Genomic DNA, 15,733 nt, shown 5'->3' with positions numbered 1-15,733 from the left:
AGATCATGACCGTAAGAACGATCCTATCCGTCGCAATCTGCGTCACCGTGTCACTTATCCTTTTGGCTATAGGCACCCGTTTTTTCCATCCGCATTGGGCATTGGCCATTCTCCACAGTCTGCAGCTTCATGCGGCCGTGGCCTGCGCCGCGGCAATGGTTGTCGCCCTTACCCTTCATCGCAATATCGTCTCCGTTCTGCTGCTTGCCGTGTCGCTCGCCTTGGCCGGACATGCGCTGGTCATCAGCCGGCAATTGACCGCGATGGCGAGCGAAAGCGACGTGAACGCCCCGGGGTTCCGGCTGCTCTCCTTCAATATTCTTTCCGAAAACTATCCGAACGGCGAAGCGATCGCCCGGATGATTGCCGCATCGGGTGCCGATGTCGTCAACATCATGGAGGCCGAACCGCTGCAGGCGCATCTTGCCGAACTGAGCCGCACCTATCCCTACCGGATCGGCTGCGGCGCGCAGGTGATCGATTGCGACCAGCTGATGCTGTCGAAAACCCCCTTGCGGGGCACAGTCAGAACGCTCGGGCCGATCTTCGACAACCGCTTCATCCTGGCCGACACCGAGATCCGCGGACACAGGGTAAATGTGGCGGGCATTCACACGACCAAACCCTATTTCGATCTGTTCCAGACGGTCGAACTGGTGCGCGCCACGCTGGCCATCACCGACACCAAGGGGCCACTCGTTCTGTCGGGTGATTTCAACGCCTCGTCGCTACAGCCCAACATCCATGCATTCCTGCAATGGGCCGGGCTTAGAAAAGCATCCTGGGAACCGCCCACATGGCCGGTCAGCCTCGGTGTCTTCGGCCTGCCCATCGATCATGTCTATGTTCGCGAGCCGCTGAAGATCAGATCGATTGCCAATCTGCCGAGCGCCTACGGCTCCAACCACGCCGGGCTGATTGCCGATCTGGCCCTTACCGGCAATTGACAGGCCTCACTGTGCGGCATCGGCCGCCAGGAACCCGCCGGTCTGCCGCGTCCAGAGCTCGGAATAGAGACCGCCCCTGGCGAGCAACTGGGCATGCGTCCCCTCTTCCACGATCCGGCCCTTGTCCATCACGATCAGCCGGTCGAGCATGGCGATCGTCGACAGCCGGTGGGCGATGGCAAGCACCGTCTTTCCCTGCATCAACTCGTCGAGGCTCGACTGGATCGCCGCCTCCACCTCCGAATCGAGCGCCGATGTCGCCTCGTCGAGGATCAGGATCGGGGCGTCCTTGAGCATGACGCGGGCAATCGCGATCCGCTGCCGCTGACCACCTGATAGCTTCACACCCCGCTCGCCGACATGGGCATCGAACCCCTTGCGGCCGCGCTGGTCGACGAGTGTGTCGATGAAACCGTCCGCCTGGGCCTTGCGCGCAGCATCGAGAAGCTGCACGTCTGATGCGTCCGGCCGGCCGAACAGGATGTTGTCGCGAATAGACCGGTGCAGCAGCGACGTATCCTGCGTCACCATGCCGATCTGCGCCCTCAGTGTTTCCTGGCCGACCTTCGAAATGTCCTGCCCGTCGATCGTGATCCGGCCACCTTCGATGTCGTAGAAACGCAGGAGAAGATTGACCAGCGTCGATTTGCCCGCCCCCGAGCGGCCGATAATGCCGACCTTCTCTCCGGCACGGACCGAAAGGTTGAGATGATCGATAACGCCCGAGGGGCGGCCGTAATGGAAGCTGACATCGTCGAAGCGGAGTTCCGGCTTTTCCACCTTGAGCGGCGGCGCATCGGCAGCATCGGTCATCTGGATCGGCTGCGAAATCAGTTCGGCGGCATTCTGCACGGTGCCGAAATTGCGCATGATGCCGTTGAACTGCGTCATCAGCCGGCCGAGCAGGAAATTCAGCCTGAGCACAAGCGCAAGCGTGAAGGCAACGGCACCCGACGTTATCCTTCCCTGCAGCCAGAGATGGATGCAGAGTGCAGCCATGGAGGTGATCATCACCCCGGAAAGCAATGCCATCGACGCTCTGACACCGGTGATGAAGCGGGTGAATATGATCGTCGACGACTGGAAGGTATCGAAGCCTTCGCGCATGTAGCGGTCATTCGCCTCGTCGCGGCCGAACAGGCGTAGCGTCTGGATATTGCTATAGGCATCGACCATCCGGCCCGACAGCATCGATGCCGCCTCCGCCGTCTCTTTCGAATGGAAGCGGATGCGCGGTACGAAATAACGGGCGAGCGCGGCGAAAACCGCGACCCAGACCAGCACCAGCACCGCCAGCCGCCAGTCGAGCCCGCCGACCAGCGTCAGCATCGAGACGGAATAGATGCAGACGAACCACACGCTTTCCATCAGCGAGGTAACAAGATCACCCGCCGCCTGCCCGCCCGACCAGACCTTGGTCACGATACGGCCGGCGAAATCGTTCTGGAAGAAGGACAGCGATTGCCGTGCAACGTGCTGGTAGGATTGCCAGCGTACCAGATTGTAGAAGCCGGGCGTGATCATCTGCTGGTCGACGACCGCGGTGGTGAGCGTCACCAGGAAGCGCACGACGCCGATCAGCACCAGCATGCCGCCGAGCTCCCAGCCATGCGCGGCGATCAGGCCGGCCCAGCCCTGAGCCCGGTCGATGCTGGCCAGAATATCAACCAGCCGGCCGACGAACCAGAACAGCGCCGCCTCGATCGCCGCCGTCAGTCCGCCGAGAACCAGCATGGCAAGGAATGGCGCCTTGGCCTGGCGCACATAGAACCAGATGAAGGCCAGCGTGCCCTGAGGCGGCCGCAGGTCTCCCTTCGCTGCGAATGGGCTGATGCGCGTTTCGAAGAAGTGGAAAAACTGGGTGATGGCCATGCAAGGGATATAGCGGCCGCAGCAGAGCAGGCAAAGGGCCGGAGAATTACATTTCGGCAAGTTTGGTCGACAAGTCTGGCAAAATGCGAACGGCGGCCGAAGCCGCCGTCCATCATCGAAATCTATCGGTCGACGCTCAAAATTCCGACCATTCCTTTTTCATGGCAGCGGCAGACGAACCACCGCCGAACGCCGAGGCTACACGATTGCCCAGCGCACGGGCCGGCGATGCGGCCGGACGCGAGGCTGGCGTTGCCGATCGCACGGCCCTTGAACCTTCACCAAGCTTGAACTGCGACAGAAGCTCGGTAAGGGCCGCGGCCTGTGCCGCCAGGTTATGGCTGGCTGCCGTCGTCTGCTCGACCATTGCAGCGTTCTGCTGGGTTCCCTGGTCCATATGGTTGACCGAGGTGTTGATTTCGGAAAGGCCCGTCGACTGCTCGCGCGCCGACACCACGATCGAACCGACATTGGTGCTGATCCGCTGGACATCGCTGACGATCGTCTGCAACGCTTGGCCGGTCTGACCGACCAGATCAACGCCGTCGCGAACCTTTTCGCCGGACGTGCCGATCAGTGCCTTGATCTCGCGGGCGGCATTGGCTGAACGCTGCGCCAGTTCGCGCACTTCCTGGGCGACGACGGCAAAACCCTTGCCCGCCTCGCCGGCACGTGCCGCCTCGACACCTGCGTTAAGCGCCAGCAGGTTGGTCTGGAAGGCGATATCGTCGATGACGCCGATGATGTTGCCGATCTCGTTCGACGACTGCTCGATCGCCTCCATGGCACTGACGGCCTGGCGAACGACCTCGCCCGACTTTTCCGCCCCGCCGCGTGTATGCTCGACGAGCTTGCCCGCCTCGCCGGCACGCACGGCCGAATCCTTGACTGCCGTGGTCACCTGTTCCAGCGCGGCCGCCGTTTCCTCGACCGATGCAGCCTGCTGTTCGGTGCGTTTCGACAGGTCTTCAGCCGCCGAGCGGATCTCGTTGGCGCCCGCATCGATCATGCGGGCGTTCTCGCCGACCGAACGCAATACGTCCTGCAGCTTCGTCACGGATTCGTTGAAGTTGACGCGCAGCTGGTCGAGCTGATCGGAGAACGGCTGTTCCAGGCGTACGGTCATGTCGCCGTTCGACAGGCTCTTGAGGCCGAAGGCAAGCGCATCGACCGCGAAAGTGACCTCGGCGGCCTCGCGCGCCTTCTGTTCTTCGCGGGCGATCCGGTCCTGCTCGCTCATCGAGCGGTTGGCCTCGGTCTCGCGCTCCAGACGGACCCGCTCCAGCGCATTCTCGCGGAAGACGGAAACGGCCGCGGCCATCTCGCCGATTTCGTCGCGACGATCGGCATGCGGAATGACAGCCTCGTTGTTGCCGGCCGCAAGCGTGTTCATCGAGCTGGTAATGTCGCCGATCGGGCGCACGACGCGGAAATAGGAGAAGAAGGCGGCACCGATCGCCACAAGTGCCGACAGGATCAGCGAAACGATCGTCCCCATATGGGCTGAACGCGCCACATCCGCGGTGGTTGAAATGGCAGTGTCGGCAAGCCGTGCATTGTTCTGCACGATGCCCATGACGATCTCGTTTGCCTTGCTGCTGATCGGATCCATGTTGGCGACCATGAAAGGCTTCAGCGACAGGCGTTCACCGGTCAGGGCCCGCGCGACCATCTGTTCGGCGAATGCGTCATAACGGCGGAAGCCATCGACGAGATCATTGTATTTTGCCCGCGTGGCCGGCAGCGTGATGCGCTCGGAAAATGCACTCAGCGCGTCATCGCGAACCTTCTCGGCATCGGCAATCTGCGGCTTGAGGTGTTCGATTTCCGCAGCGTCTTCGGCCGAAAGCAAGGTGATGTAATGCCGGCGCAAATCGCCGAAGCTGTTGTCCAGCGCCGAGATGTTGGAGCTGCCGGTCATGTGGCGGCCCATCTCGTTGGCCTTGGTTTCAAGTTCGGAAAGCGACTTCAGCGCCATGCCGCCCTGGATGAGACCAAGGGTAACGACACCCGCGAACAAGGCCGGGATGAGAACTTTAATCTTCAGATTTTTCATAGCGGACCAAATGGTTAGAGCATCGGGAGCCGGCCTCCCCGTCCGACACCATCACCTAACCAAGAGACAATTGAAATACAGTTAACCAGTTGCTTTTAATAAGAATTATAAGAATGGATGTAACAGTTAGTTACTTTTGGCGACCAACCAAAATGACGAGACAAAAAAAGACGGCGGCCGAAGCCGCCGTCGATCATCGATGTCTATGAACTGAAACTCAGAATTCCGACCATTCCTGCTTCAATGCCGCCGCGGACGAACCGCCGCCGAAGGCGGAGGCGACCCGGTTGCCGAGCGCCCGTGCAGGCGAAGCTGCCGGCCGCGAAGCAGGCGTTGCCGCCCGCACGGCTCTGGAACCCTCGCCAAGATCGAACTGGGCAAGGAGATCGATCAGAGCGGCAGCCTGGGTCGCAAGGCTATGGCTTGCTGCTGTCGTCTGCTCCACCATCGCAGCGTTCTGCTGCGTGCCCTGATCCATCTGGTGAACGGAGGTGCTGATCTCGGTCAGTCCGGTCGACTGCTCGCGGGAGGAAACGACGATCGAAGCGACATTGCCGTTGATCTTCTGAACCTCGGAGACGATGGTCTGCAGTGCCTTGCCAGTCTCGTCGACCAGGTTCACGCCGTCGCGAACCTTCTCGCCGGACTTGGTGATCAGCGCCTTGATCTCCCGTGCAGCATTGGCCGAACGCTGGGCGAGCTCGCGCACTTCCTGCGCCACGACAGCAAAGCCCTTGCCGGCTTCACCCGCGCGGGCAGCCTCGACACCGGCATTGAGGGCCAAGAGGTTGGTCTGGAAGGCGATATCGTCGATGACGCCGATGATGTTGCCGATCTCGCCCGACGACTGCTCGATTGCCTCCATCGCCGCAACGGCCTGACGCACCACATCGCCGGAACGCTCGGCGCCGACACGGGTCCTGTCGACCAAAGTACCGGCCTCACCGGCCCGCACGGCCGAATCCTTGACCGCGGTCGTGACCTCTTCGAGCGCTGCAGCCGTCTGCTCGACAGCGGCCGCCTGCTGTTCCGTGCGCTTGGACAGGTCGTCGGCCGCCGAACGGATCTCGTTGGCACCGGCATCGATCATCCGCGCATTGTCGCCGACCGAGCGCAACGCCGTCCGCAGCTTGGCAACGGACTCGTTGAAATTGCTGCGCAGCTGGTCGAGCTGGCCTGCAAACTGCTGATCGAGATGGATGGTCATATTGCCATCCGACAGGCCCTTGAGACCCTGCGCAAGTGCATCCACGGCGAAAGACACATCCGCGGCCTCGCGCGCCTTCTGTTCTTCGCGGGCAATCCGCTCGCGCTCGCTCATCGACCGGTTGGCTTCGGTCTCGTTCTCGAGGCGGGCACGTTCCAGTGCGTTGTCGCGGAATATGGCAACCGCGGCAGCCATTTCGCCGATTTCATCCTTTCGGCCCGCATAGGGGATCTCGGCGCGGTTGTCGCCGCCGGCCAGTGCATTCATCGACTGCGTGATCGCGCCGATCGGCCGGGTAACACGAACGAGGCTGAGCGCGGCGGCGCCGATCGCCAAAAGCACGGCGACGGCGACACCGGCGATGGTCGACCAGGTGATGAACTGCGTTGCTCCGGCCGCCGCATCCTTGTCGGCGATGGCAGCCTGCTGGTTGTCGTTGATCATGCCCTGCAGGATTTTACCGGCTTCTGCGCCCTTCGGCGTCATCTCGGCGATCAGCGCCTTGGCCTCGTAGACCCGCGAATTGTTCATCAGGCCGACGAACTGTTCGCCAAGCTTGTCATAGTCGGCGACGAGCTGCTTCAGCGATTCGAACCGTGGTCGCACGGCAGGTCCCTGGGCATCGGAAAACACCTTGAACGCTTCGACACGCGCTGCATTGGCATCCTGCAGCAGCGCGAGCGCCGTCCGCTTCTCGTCCGAATTGCTCGCCAGCGAAACCATCAGATAGAGCCGGCGCACATTCGACAGATCACGGTCCATGTCCGCGATCAGAAGCGTCTTGTCCATCCGGTTGCTGATATTGCCGGCCTGCGCGTTGAGCTGCCAGACGGAACGCATGCCGAGTGCCCCCTGCACCACCAGCATGAGAACGATCATTCCAAAAAGGGCTGGGAGAAGAATTTTGATTTTTATCATGTTCATCGTTTCAAACCGTCAACAATACGCAATGGTGCCATGCACCCTACGCATCCCTGACAGTTCGGAATAAACAAAGGCTTACCAGCCAATGCTAATTGATCGCATTGAAAAATCTGCGACAAACGATGCAGGTCGAAATTCAGGGACGCACGCTGGAAGGGCACTCGCCCCCCAGCATGCGGATCCCGCAGGTTGATGGAATTGCAACGGGCGGATCACTCCGCCGCCGCTTCGTCCAGCGAATGATCGCCAAGGAAACCGCCGGACTGCCGATGCCAGAGGTCGGCATAGATACCCGAGGCCTGAGCGAGTTCCTCATGCGTGCCCGTCTCGACGACATGTCCCTTGTCGAGCACGATCAGGCGGTCCATCTCGGTCAGCGTCGACAGGCGGTGGGCGATGGCGATCACCGTCTTGCCCTGCATCAGCGCGAAGAGGTTTTCCTGGATCGCCGCCTCGACTTCCGAATCGAGCGCCGAGGTTGCCTCGTCGAGCACCAGGATCGGTGCATCCTTGAGGAAGACGCGGGCAATCGCAATCCGCTGCCGCTGGCCGCCGGAAAGCTTGACGCCGCGTTCCCCGACATGCGCATCAAGCCCGGTTCGGCCCTGCAGGTCGGACAGCCCCTCGATAAACTCCCAGGCATTGGCACGTTTTGCCGCCTGGACGATCTCGGCATCGCTTGCGTCCGGGCGACCATAGGCGATGTTGTCACGGATCGAACGGTGCAGCAGCGACGTATCCTGGGTCACCACACCGATCATGCCGCGCAGGCTATCCTGCGTCACCGCCGAAATGTCCTGACCGTCGATGGTAATGCGGCCGGCCTCCAGATCGTAGAAGCGCAGGAGAAGGTTCATCAACGTCGTCTTACCGGCGCCGGAACGCCCGACGAGACCGACCTTTTCGCCCGCCGGAATATCCAGCGTCAGCCCGTCGATCACGCCCTTCGTCTTGCCGTAATGGAAGCGGACATTGTCGTAACGGATATGTCCCTTCTGCGTGGTGATCGACGGAGCGCCATTCGCATCGGTCACGTCATGCGGCTTGGTCATCATATTCATGCCGTCATAGACGGTACCGATCGCCTCAAACAGCGCCGTTACCTCCCACATGATCCATTGCGACATGCCGTTGATGCGCATCGCAAGACCGATCGCCACCGCGATCGAGCCGACGGTCACGCCGGCACTCAGCCACAGCCAGATACCAAGTGCCGCAACAGCAAAGACAGTCAGCGCATTGTTGAGGTCGACACAGATGTTCAGAAGGCTGATCTGGCGCATCTGCCGGTGGACGGTGCCGAGGAACTCGTTCATCCCCTCCTTGGCATAATGCTCCTCGCGACCGGCATGGGAAAACAGCTTCACCGTGCCGATATTCGTATAACTGTCGACGATCCGGCCGGTCATCAACGAACGGGCATCGGCCTGTTCGCTGGAAAGCTTGCGAAGCTTCGGGATGAAGTAGCGCAGGATCAACACATAAAGCACGAACCACGAGATCAGCGGCAGGACGAGCCGCCACTCGACGGCGATGACCAGCGCCAGCATCGAGACGAAAAAGCCCATCGCATAGACGAACACGTCGATGATTTTCATCACCGCTTCGCGCACCGCAAGCGACGTCTGCATCACCTTGGTGGAGACGCGGCCGGCAAATTCGTTGGCGAAGAAGGCCATCGAATGCCGCAGCAGGAAGCGGTGCATCTGCCAGCGTGCGATCATCGGATAATTGCCGGCAAGCACCTGATGCATCGTCAGCGTATGGATGGCGCCGACCAGCGGCAGCCCGACCAGCACCAGGGCGCCCATCCAGAACAACCGGCCCCATTCGTCGGTCAGGAAGGTCTGCCGGTTGGCAGAGGCCAGCCAGTCGACGATATTGCCGAGGAACTGGTAGAGCAGCACTTCAGCCACCGCGATCGCCAGCGAGCAGCTGCCCAAAAGCGCAAGCCATGGCCATGCCGGTTTCGTATAATGCCAGCAGAAGGCGAAAAGCCCCTTCGGCGGCAGGCCCGGCGGATCGACGGGATAGGGATTGAGACGGCTTTCAAACCACGAAAACATCAATAAGCTCCGAAACTCGGACGCCGCTCGATCGATCCGGGGGTGACAACACCATGCCCGGCAAGGGTCGAGGGGTGGAACAGGCACGGCCTTGGCCGACCACGAACAGTTCTATGGATAGCGGATCAGTGAAGAAGACTTTGCGTGAACCGCGAACGCCTCAGGCCAGACGAAGATCCGACTGACGGAGGCGCGAGAGCACGGTCATATCCATGTAAGCCTCCAAAATGGGCGTTGAACAGGCCGTTCTCATACACGCTCGCAGCAAAATTGAAAAGACCAAATCAGCTGCCAGATAAAGGCTGCGGCATTACACCGAAGAAGAAAATCTCTGTGCGCCGCCCGCCATTTCCACGGCCGAAGCCGAAAGCCCTGACCGGACGCTGCAGGGTTTGCATCTTCAGCACCACGATGTTCGAAAAGCTTTTCCGGTTTACGCCTCGATGCGCTAATCAGGCCGTATGACCGATTTGCGCATCGCCCTCTACCAGCCCGACATACCCGGTAATACCGGCACGATCCTGAGACTTGCCGCTTGCCTCGGCCTCGGCGTCGACATCATCGAACCGGCCGGCTTCGACATATCCGATCGCAATCTCAAGCGAGCCGGAATGGACTATCTCTCCGCCGTCTCGCTGACCCGCCACGTCAACTGGCAGCATTTCGACGACTGGCGAAAATCGAGCGGCCGCAGGCTGGTTCTCGCCACCACCAGGTCGCCCGAACCCTATACCCAATTTGCCTACAAGCCGGATGACATCCTGCTTTTCGGACGCGAGAGCGCCGGTGTGCCGGATAACGTCCACGATGCGGTAGAGGGCCGCATCCTGATCCCGATGATCAAGGGACAACGATCGATCAACGTCGCCATGTCGGCGGCCATGATCGCCGGCGAAGCCATGCGTCAGACACTCTGGTCTCTCTAAAGCCGTCGCTCGCAACCATCTCTTCTGTCGCAGCCAGCACCTTGCACTGCAGTGCAAAAGGTCTAATATTCATTAGCCGGCAACGGAATCGCCCTCTTTTTCCATGATGAATCCGGGGAGTTCGCATTGCAGTCGACGCTCGTCGTCATCAATATTCTCGGCGCAGTCGCGCTGCTTCTCTTCGGCCTTTCCCAGGTCAAGGAAGGGGTCACCCGCGCCTTCGGCGCGCGGTTGCGCACCGGGCTGGCAAACAGCACGAAAAGCGGCATCCGCTCGCTCCTCTCCGGTCTCGTCGCGACGATCGCGCTGCAGAGTTCCACCGCCACCGCGCTGATGACCGCTTCCTTTGCCGAACGCGGCCTCGTCAATCCGCGCATGGCGCAGGTCGTGCTGCTCGGCGCAAATGTCGGCACCGCCGTGACCGCCTGGCTGGTGGCTGCCGGGACGGAAATCTTCGCGCCGCTGCTTCTGCTCGCCGGCCTCGTTCTGCTGCGCAACGGCTCCCCCGCCCGCAAGGGGCTCGGCACGGCGCTGATCGGCATCGGCCTGATGCTGCTGTCGCTGCAATTTCTGGCTCTTGCGACGCAACCGATGCGCCAGTCTCCCGCGCTGACAGCCTTTCTCGGCCTGCTCGATTCGAGCTGGCTGGTCGCGCTGCTCTTTTCCGCAGCACTCGCGTTTGTCTCCTCCTCGAGCCTTGCCGTCGTCATCCTGATATTGTCGCTGGCATCGGGCGGCATCGCCTCGCCCGGCCTTGTCGTCGTCCTCATCCTCGGAGCCAATCTCGGCGGCGCCATTCCGCCGGTCGTCGCAACGCTTGCCAGTCCGCCGGAAGCCCGCCGGATAACCCGCGGCAACCTCCTCGTCCGTGCCATCGGTTGCGCCTTGGCACTGCCGATGGCCGGCATGGCGGCCGACTTCCTGCAGATGCTGCCCATCTCGCCGGAGAAACTGCCGGTCGATGCACACCTGGCTTTCAACCTCGTCCTGGCACTGCTGGCATGGCCGTTCGGCGGCAAGGTCTCCGAACTGATGGCCCGCCTGATCCCGGAGGAACCGGAAAAGGAGACCGGCCCGCTTTTTCTCGATCCGGATGAACTGGACGACCCGGTACGCGCGCTCGCCAATGCCACACGCGAGGTGCTTGGCGTCGGCGACCAGATCGAGCGCATGCTGATCCGCGCCGAAAACGCCTTCAAGCATAATGACATCATGCCGCTCAAGGAGATCGGCCTGCTCGAAGCTCGGGTTGACAGGCTGCAGCAGGACGTCAAGATCTACCTGTCGAAGCTCGGCCGACAGGGATTGGATGACGAAAATTCCAGACGCTCGATCGCCATCATCGACTACGCCATCAATCTCGAACATATCGGCGACATCATTGAGAAAGGTCTGTGCGACCAGCTGGCCAAAAAGATCGGCAAGGGGCTGAAATTCTCCGACGATGGTTATCAGGAATTGGCTGACCTATTCGACCTGACGATCGATAACCTGCGCACCGCACAGACGGTCTTCGTGACCGGCGATTTTAATCTTGCAAGGCGGCTGATGGAGATCAAGGTCGATGTCAGGCGGCTGGAGAAACGCTCGGCGGAACGCCATCTGGAGCGGCTTCGCGACGGCCGACTGGAAAGTCTGCAAACGAGTTCGCTGCATCTCGACATGCTGCGCGACCTGAAGCGCATCAACGCCCACATCGTCTCTGTAGCCCATCCCATACTCGACGACAGCGGCCTGTTGATCGAGAGCCGATTGCGTCAGGCCGAACAGCGCTCCTGAGGTGTTGTCAGCATCCGATCACGCAGAATTTAATCCGCCGTCGGCAAGCGGCGCATTGTGAACTCGATCTGGTCTCCATCCAGTTGACGCCAGGTTTCCACCTCGGTCCAGTATGCTGCCTTGGGAAATGCCTCGAACCATTCTCGCGCCTTTTCGCGCGCATCCGCACGGGACATCTGGAACGTCTCTCGTACGAACATGCCCGAGCGTTGCCCGGCCATTTGCTGCCGGTGGCGGTCGATACGCCGCTTCAAGCCATCCAGCGGCGGTGGTGTGAATCTTGCCATGAAAGCCTCTCATCCGCACCTTGCTAATAAAAGAAGATAGGCTCGCTTCACACGTTTGACGAGTCTGATTTTCAACTGCTGAAAAGCTGGTACGTCGCCTGAAATGGGCAGCCTGCGCCCGTCTCGATGCTCGGCGTCGGATGTGTCCATGCTCTGGGAATGGTCGGCGAAAGCCATTGCTGTTATGCCGGGCCCGGAGGATACGAATCGACGGACTGACGAGAGGACCCGCTATGGAGCGACCGAACCTGCCAAAGGGCTTGCCCGAGGATATCGAGGACAAGAAGCAGGCGGCACGTGCCTGGTTCGAAAGCCTGCGCGACACGATCTGTGCCTCGTTCGAAACTCTCGAACAGGAGCTGACCGGCGTTCTTTCCGACCAGCCGCCCGGTACCTTCGCAGCCAAGGACTGGCAGCGCGACGGCGGTGAAGGCGGCGGCGGTCGCATGTCGATGATGGAAGGCCGCGTCTTCGAAAAGGTCGGCGTCCACACATCGACCGTCCATGGCGAGTTTTCTGCCGATTTTCGCAGCCAGATCCCCGGCGCAGAAGAAGATCCGCGCTTCTGGGCCTCCGGCATTTCGCTGATCGCCCATCCGGTCAATCCCAATGTCCCGACCGTTCACATGAACACCCGCATGGTCGTGACCTCGAGCAACTGGTTCGGCGGCGGCGCCGACCTGACGCCGATGCTCAACGACCGCCGCACCCAGGAAGATCAGGACAGCCAGCTTTTCCATCGGGTCATGGAGATAACATGCACCCGCCACGAGGCCGTTGCCGATTACCCGCGCTACAAGGCCTGGTGCGACGAGTATTTCTTTTTGAAGCACCGCAACGAGCCGCGCGGCATCGGCGGCATTTTCTTCGACTGGCTGCAATCGGGCGAGGACAAAGGCGGCTGGAACGCCGATCTCGCCTTCGTCCAGGATGTCGGCCGTGCCTTCAACCTCGTCTACCCGCGCATCGTCAGGGGAAATTTCAACAAGCCTTGGACGGAAGAACAACGCGACGAACAGCTGATACGCCGCGGCCGCTATGTGGAGTTTAACCTTCTTCACGACCGCGGCACGATTTTCGGCCTGAAGACGGGCGGCAATGTCGAATCGATCCTGTCATCCCTGCCCCCGGTCGTCCGCTGGCCCTGACCACACGGCGACAGCACGAAACTTTGATGAGGAAAACAACCTTCGATTGACAAAAGTCATGCACGAATCGGCTTGCCTGATGCTAACCTGCAACGGTTAACTGGGAGGAGTATCCGATGCCTACATCGAAGAGCATGCCCTCACCCATTGCGCCCCCAGATGGGGACGCCAATGCCAAGATCCTGCAGCAATCCGAACTTATCGACCGTCTGGCGACGGAAATGCGTGTGGCAAGCGGTGGAGAACTGCCGCATGCATTTTGCCTTGCTCAAGTGAAACGCCAGCTCGAAGGAAAGTCGTCGGAAATGTCGGCAGCCAACGACAAGGCCGCGTCGCCGGCAAAGGTTGCCTCTGCAACCGGCGACGGCTCGGTATTCCATGCCTGGGCGCACGGCGACTGACGCCAGCGGCCAGCGGGAGATCTGCAGCGGCCTGGCAAAAGCGAGCGCGGCGCGCCGTCGCTAGCCTTTATCATCTGCAATAGAGAGACCGACACACCGGACGGCACCAGCCGGCCGGTGTGTCGGCTTTTTTTGGTAAGCCGGCACAAACCCTTCGCTGTGAATCGACCTCCGGCTTGCTCTCCAAACGGCACTCGACCGCATCCGGAATTAGGGCGATCATCGAGCAAAAATAATCTAATTGCGCGAAAATACGGCACCGCTCAAAAATTGATTTTGGTCAATTTGTCGCAGCCGGAAAATGCCGCAACAAGGCGTCCAGACCGCTTCGTTTCCGACGTCCCGAAACGCGTCTCCGGATCTGAGCACGACGCCGCGAAGTCAGATTCAAATATCAACTTAAATATCTGATTAAAATCATATTTTACCAGAATACAAACGTGCTTCAATTCATGGAAATCGCCCTTTTCCACTTTTGGAGATATTCGAATAACGACACATTGGCTCACTCCGGAACCCGTCGTTGAAAACCCATTGCGGACCAATCGAATTGCGTCAAATCTGCGTCGAGTGCCCGGCCGAAAGGTGGCGGAATTAGATTTTTTTGCTACAATTGGACAGGGAACACAAATTGCGACACCGCATCCGGAAGGTTTCGGGATTGGCGTCGCAGGGGCTGGGAGTACCGCTGCCGGGAGGACCAACACGTGACCATAGGGCCCGCTCGGCGGGAAAGGGAATATTGGCTTCATTACAGAAAAAAACATCCGAACCCACTCATTCACGCGACACATTCATTGATCGCATCGGCATTCCCCGGCCGCTTCTTTGGGGATTTATCGGCCTGCTGATCCTGATGATCGGTGATGGCGTAGAACTCGGCTATCTCGCCCCCTATCTCGAGGGCAAGGGCATCGGCAGCGCCGAAGTGGCGCTTCTTTTCACCGTTTACGGCGTCGCCGTCGCAATCGCATCCTGGATGTCGGGCGCGCTTTCCAATATCTATGGCGCCCGCAAGGTCATGTGGGCCGGCATCGTCATCTGGGCCATTTTCCAGGTCGCCTTCCTTCTTTTCGGCCTCAGCACGATGAACTACACCGTCATGCTGATCACCTATGGCCTGCGCGGCTTTGGTTATCCTCTCTTCGCTTACAGTTTCCTCGTCTGGATTGCCGCCGCGACACAATCGAGGAAACTCGGCATGGCGGTGGGCTGGTTCTGGTTCGCTTATGCGGCAGGCCTTCCCACACTCGGTTCGCTTGTTGCCAGTTTCTCGATCCCGTTGATCGGCACCCTGCCGACACTGTGGCTTTCGCTTGTCCTCGTCGTGGTCGGCGCCTTCCTCGGATTGATCGGCCTTGCCGGCGTCAAGGGCGGTGAGCGGCTCGCCCCGAAGGGCGAAAAGCCGATGGCCTCGCTTGCCTCCAGCATCTCGATCATGTGGAAGGAGCCGCTGTCGTCGATCGGCGGGCTTGTCCGCACGATCAACACCTCGTCGCAATTCGCCTTCTTCATCGTTTTGCCGGGGTTTTTCATGGATCGGATCGGCTTCAGCCTCTCCACCTGGCTTCAGCTGTTGACCATCATCTTCTGCGGCAACCTTTTGGGCAATCTCGCCTCGGGTGCGCTCGGCAACCGGATCGGTTATCGCTCGACGATCATCTGGCTGGGAGCGGTCGGCACCGCGGCAACGATCCTGCTTCTCTACTACGTGCCGCTGCTTTATCCGGGCAATTTCCTCGTTTCGTCGCTGGTCGGTTTTGCTTATGGTGTAACGCTCGGCGGTTTCGTACCGCTCTCGGCGCTGATGCCGACGGTCATCCCGCACAATAAGGCCGGCGCGCTTTCGGTTCTAAGCCTTGGTGCAGGCGCCTCGACCTGGGTCGGCCCGGCGATCGTCGCGATCTTTCTCGGCTCGGTCGGGCTTGAAGGGGTAATGTGGATCTTCGCCGGTCTCTATATCGCCAGCGCCGTCCTGACGCTGATGATCCCGGACGCCGATCCGAACAAGCAGCCCCGCAAGACCAAGGGCCGCCAGGGAGAATTGGTCACCAGCCACTGATCCCGGCATGACGTCTCTGACACGCCGTAGAAGAAAAACGGCCCGCCATCCAGCGGGC

11 protein-coding genes are annotated in these 15,733 nt (G+C 60.5%); 6 read left to right on the top strand and 5 right to left on the bottom strand.

Annotated features, from left to right (window positions below; translation table 11 throughout):
• The first annotated feature begins 5 nt into the window (after positions 1-5).
• A complete protein-coding gene (locus AC2GXZ_RS04245) occupies positions 6-947 on the top strand; it encodes an endonuclease/exonuclease/phosphatase family protein (RefSeq protein WP_483757856.1) in 942 nt (313 codons plus the stop codon).
• Positions 948-953: 6 nt separating this feature from the next.
• Here the strand turns inward: AC2GXZ_RS04245 and AC2GXZ_RS04240 are convergent, their stop codons facing one another.
• The 4 genes from AC2GXZ_RS04240 to AC2GXZ_RS04225 all read right to left on the bottom strand — a co-directional run bounded on the left by AC2GXZ_RS04240 (position 954) and on the right by AC2GXZ_RS04225 (position 9,072).
• Positions 954-2,819: an ABC transporter ATP-binding protein gene (locus tag AC2GXZ_RS04240; RefSeq protein WP_483757855.1), complete on the bottom strand. Its 1,866-nt coding sequence runs from the start codon at positions 2,817-2,819 to the stop codon at positions 954-956.
• Between the two features lie 136 nt (positions 2,820-2,955).
• A complete protein-coding gene (locus AC2GXZ_RS04235) occupies positions 2,956-4,875 on the bottom strand; it encodes a HAMP domain-containing methyl-accepting chemotaxis protein (RefSeq protein WP_483757854.1) in 1,920 nt (639 codons plus the stop codon).
• A 217-nt stretch (positions 4,876-5,092) separates the two neighbouring features.
• Positions 5,093-7,006 carry a HAMP domain-containing methyl-accepting chemotaxis protein gene (locus AC2GXZ_RS04230; RefSeq protein ID WP_483757853.1) on the bottom strand — a complete coding sequence of 638 codons (1,914 nt, stop codon included), beginning with the start codon at positions 7,004-7,006 and terminating at the stop codon, positions 5,093-5,095.
• Positions 7,007-7,218: 212 nt separating this feature from the next.
• Positions 7,219-9,072 (bottom strand): ABC transporter ATP-binding protein, encoded by a 1,854-nt coding sequence (locus AC2GXZ_RS04225; protein ID WP_483757852.1) that lies wholly within the window; start codon positions 9,070-9,072, stop codon positions 7,219-7,221.
• 461 nt (positions 9,073-9,533) lie between these two features.
• Here AC2GXZ_RS04225 and AC2GXZ_RS04220 point away from each other — a divergent pair, with 461 nt between their 5' ends.
• Both AC2GXZ_RS04220 and AC2GXZ_RS04215 read left to right on the top strand, forming a co-directional pair.
• Positions 9,534-9,998 (top strand): tRNA (cytidine(34)-2'-O)-methyltransferase, encoded by a 465-nt coding sequence (locus AC2GXZ_RS04220; RefSeq protein WP_483757851.1) that lies wholly within the window; start codon positions 9,534-9,536, stop codon positions 9,996-9,998.
• A 126-nt stretch (positions 9,999-10,124) separates the two neighbouring features.
• On the top strand, positions 10,125-11,777 hold the full coding sequence (locus AC2GXZ_RS04215; RefSeq protein WP_483757850.1) for a Na/Pi cotransporter family protein: 1,653 nt from the start codon (positions 10,125-10,127) through the stop codon (positions 11,775-11,777).
• Between the two features lie 29 nt (positions 11,778-11,806).
• Here the strand turns inward: AC2GXZ_RS04215 and AC2GXZ_RS04210 are convergent, their stop codons facing one another.
• Positions 11,807-12,064, bottom strand: coding sequence for a hypothetical protein (locus AC2GXZ_RS04210; protein ID WP_483757849.1), 258 nt, complete (start codon positions 12,062-12,064; stop codon positions 11,807-11,809).
• 233 nt (positions 12,065-12,297) lie between these two features.
• Here AC2GXZ_RS04210 and hemF point away from each other — a divergent pair, with 233 nt between their 5' ends.
• From hemF to AC2GXZ_RS04195, 3 genes are all read left to right on the top strand, one after another.
• Complete coding sequence (gene hemF, locus AC2GXZ_RS04205; RefSeq protein ID WP_483757848.1) at positions 12,298-13,212, top strand: oxygen-dependent coproporphyrinogen oxidase; 915 nt, start codon at positions 12,298-12,300, stop codon at positions 13,210-13,212.
• A 116-nt stretch (positions 13,213-13,328) separates the two neighbouring features.
• Positions 13,329-13,613 (top strand): hypothetical protein, encoded by a 285-nt coding sequence (locus tag AC2GXZ_RS04200; RefSeq protein ID WP_483757847.1) that lies wholly within the window; start codon positions 13,329-13,331, stop codon positions 13,611-13,613.
• A gap of 742 nt (positions 13,614-14,355) precedes the next feature.
• A complete protein-coding gene (locus AC2GXZ_RS04195; protein ID WP_483757846.1) occupies positions 14,356-15,675 on the top strand; it encodes an MFS transporter in 1,320 nt (439 codons plus the stop codon).
• The last annotated feature ends 58 nt before the right edge of the window (positions 15,676-15,733 follow it).

It is taken from the genome of Aliirhizobium sp. YIM B11859 (assembly GCF_057163345.1).
This window is presented reverse-complemented; position numbering and strand designations above follow the sequence as displayed.

Coding starts and splice junctions, on each gene's coding strand:
- AC2GXZ_RS04225 (WP_483757852.1), bottom strand. CDS start 9,072: ATGTTTTCGTGGTTTGAAAGCCGTCTCAATCCCTATCCCGTCGATCCG.
- AC2GXZ_RS04220 (WP_483757851.1), top strand. CDS start 9,534: ATGACCGATTTGCGCATCGCCCTCTACCAGCCCGACATACCCGGTAAT.
- AC2GXZ_RS04235 (WP_483757854.1), bottom strand. CDS start 4,875: ATGAAAAATCTGAAGATTAAAGTTCTCATCCCGGCCTTGTTCGCGGGT.
- hemF (WP_483757848.1), top strand. CDS start 12,298: ATGGAGCGACCGAACCTGCCAAAGGGCTTGCCCGAGGATATCGAGGAC.
- AC2GXZ_RS04200 (WP_483757847.1), top strand. CDS start 13,329: ATGCCTACATCGAAGAGCATGCCCTCACCCATTGCGCCCCCAGATGGG.
- AC2GXZ_RS04230 (WP_483757853.1), bottom strand. CDS start 7,006: ATGAACATGATAAAAATCAAAATTCTTCTCCCAGCCCTTTTTGGAATG.
- AC2GXZ_RS04210 (WP_483757849.1), bottom strand. CDS start 12,064: ATGGCAAGATTCACACCACCGCCGCTGGATGGCTTGAAGCGGCGTATC.
- AC2GXZ_RS04240 (WP_483757855.1), bottom strand. CDS start 2,819: ATGGCCATCACCCAGTTTTTCCACTTCTTCGAAACGCGCATCAGCCCA.
- AC2GXZ_RS04245 (WP_483757856.1), top strand. CDS start 6: ATGACCGTAAGAACGATCCTATCCGTCGCAATCTGCGTCACCGTGTCA.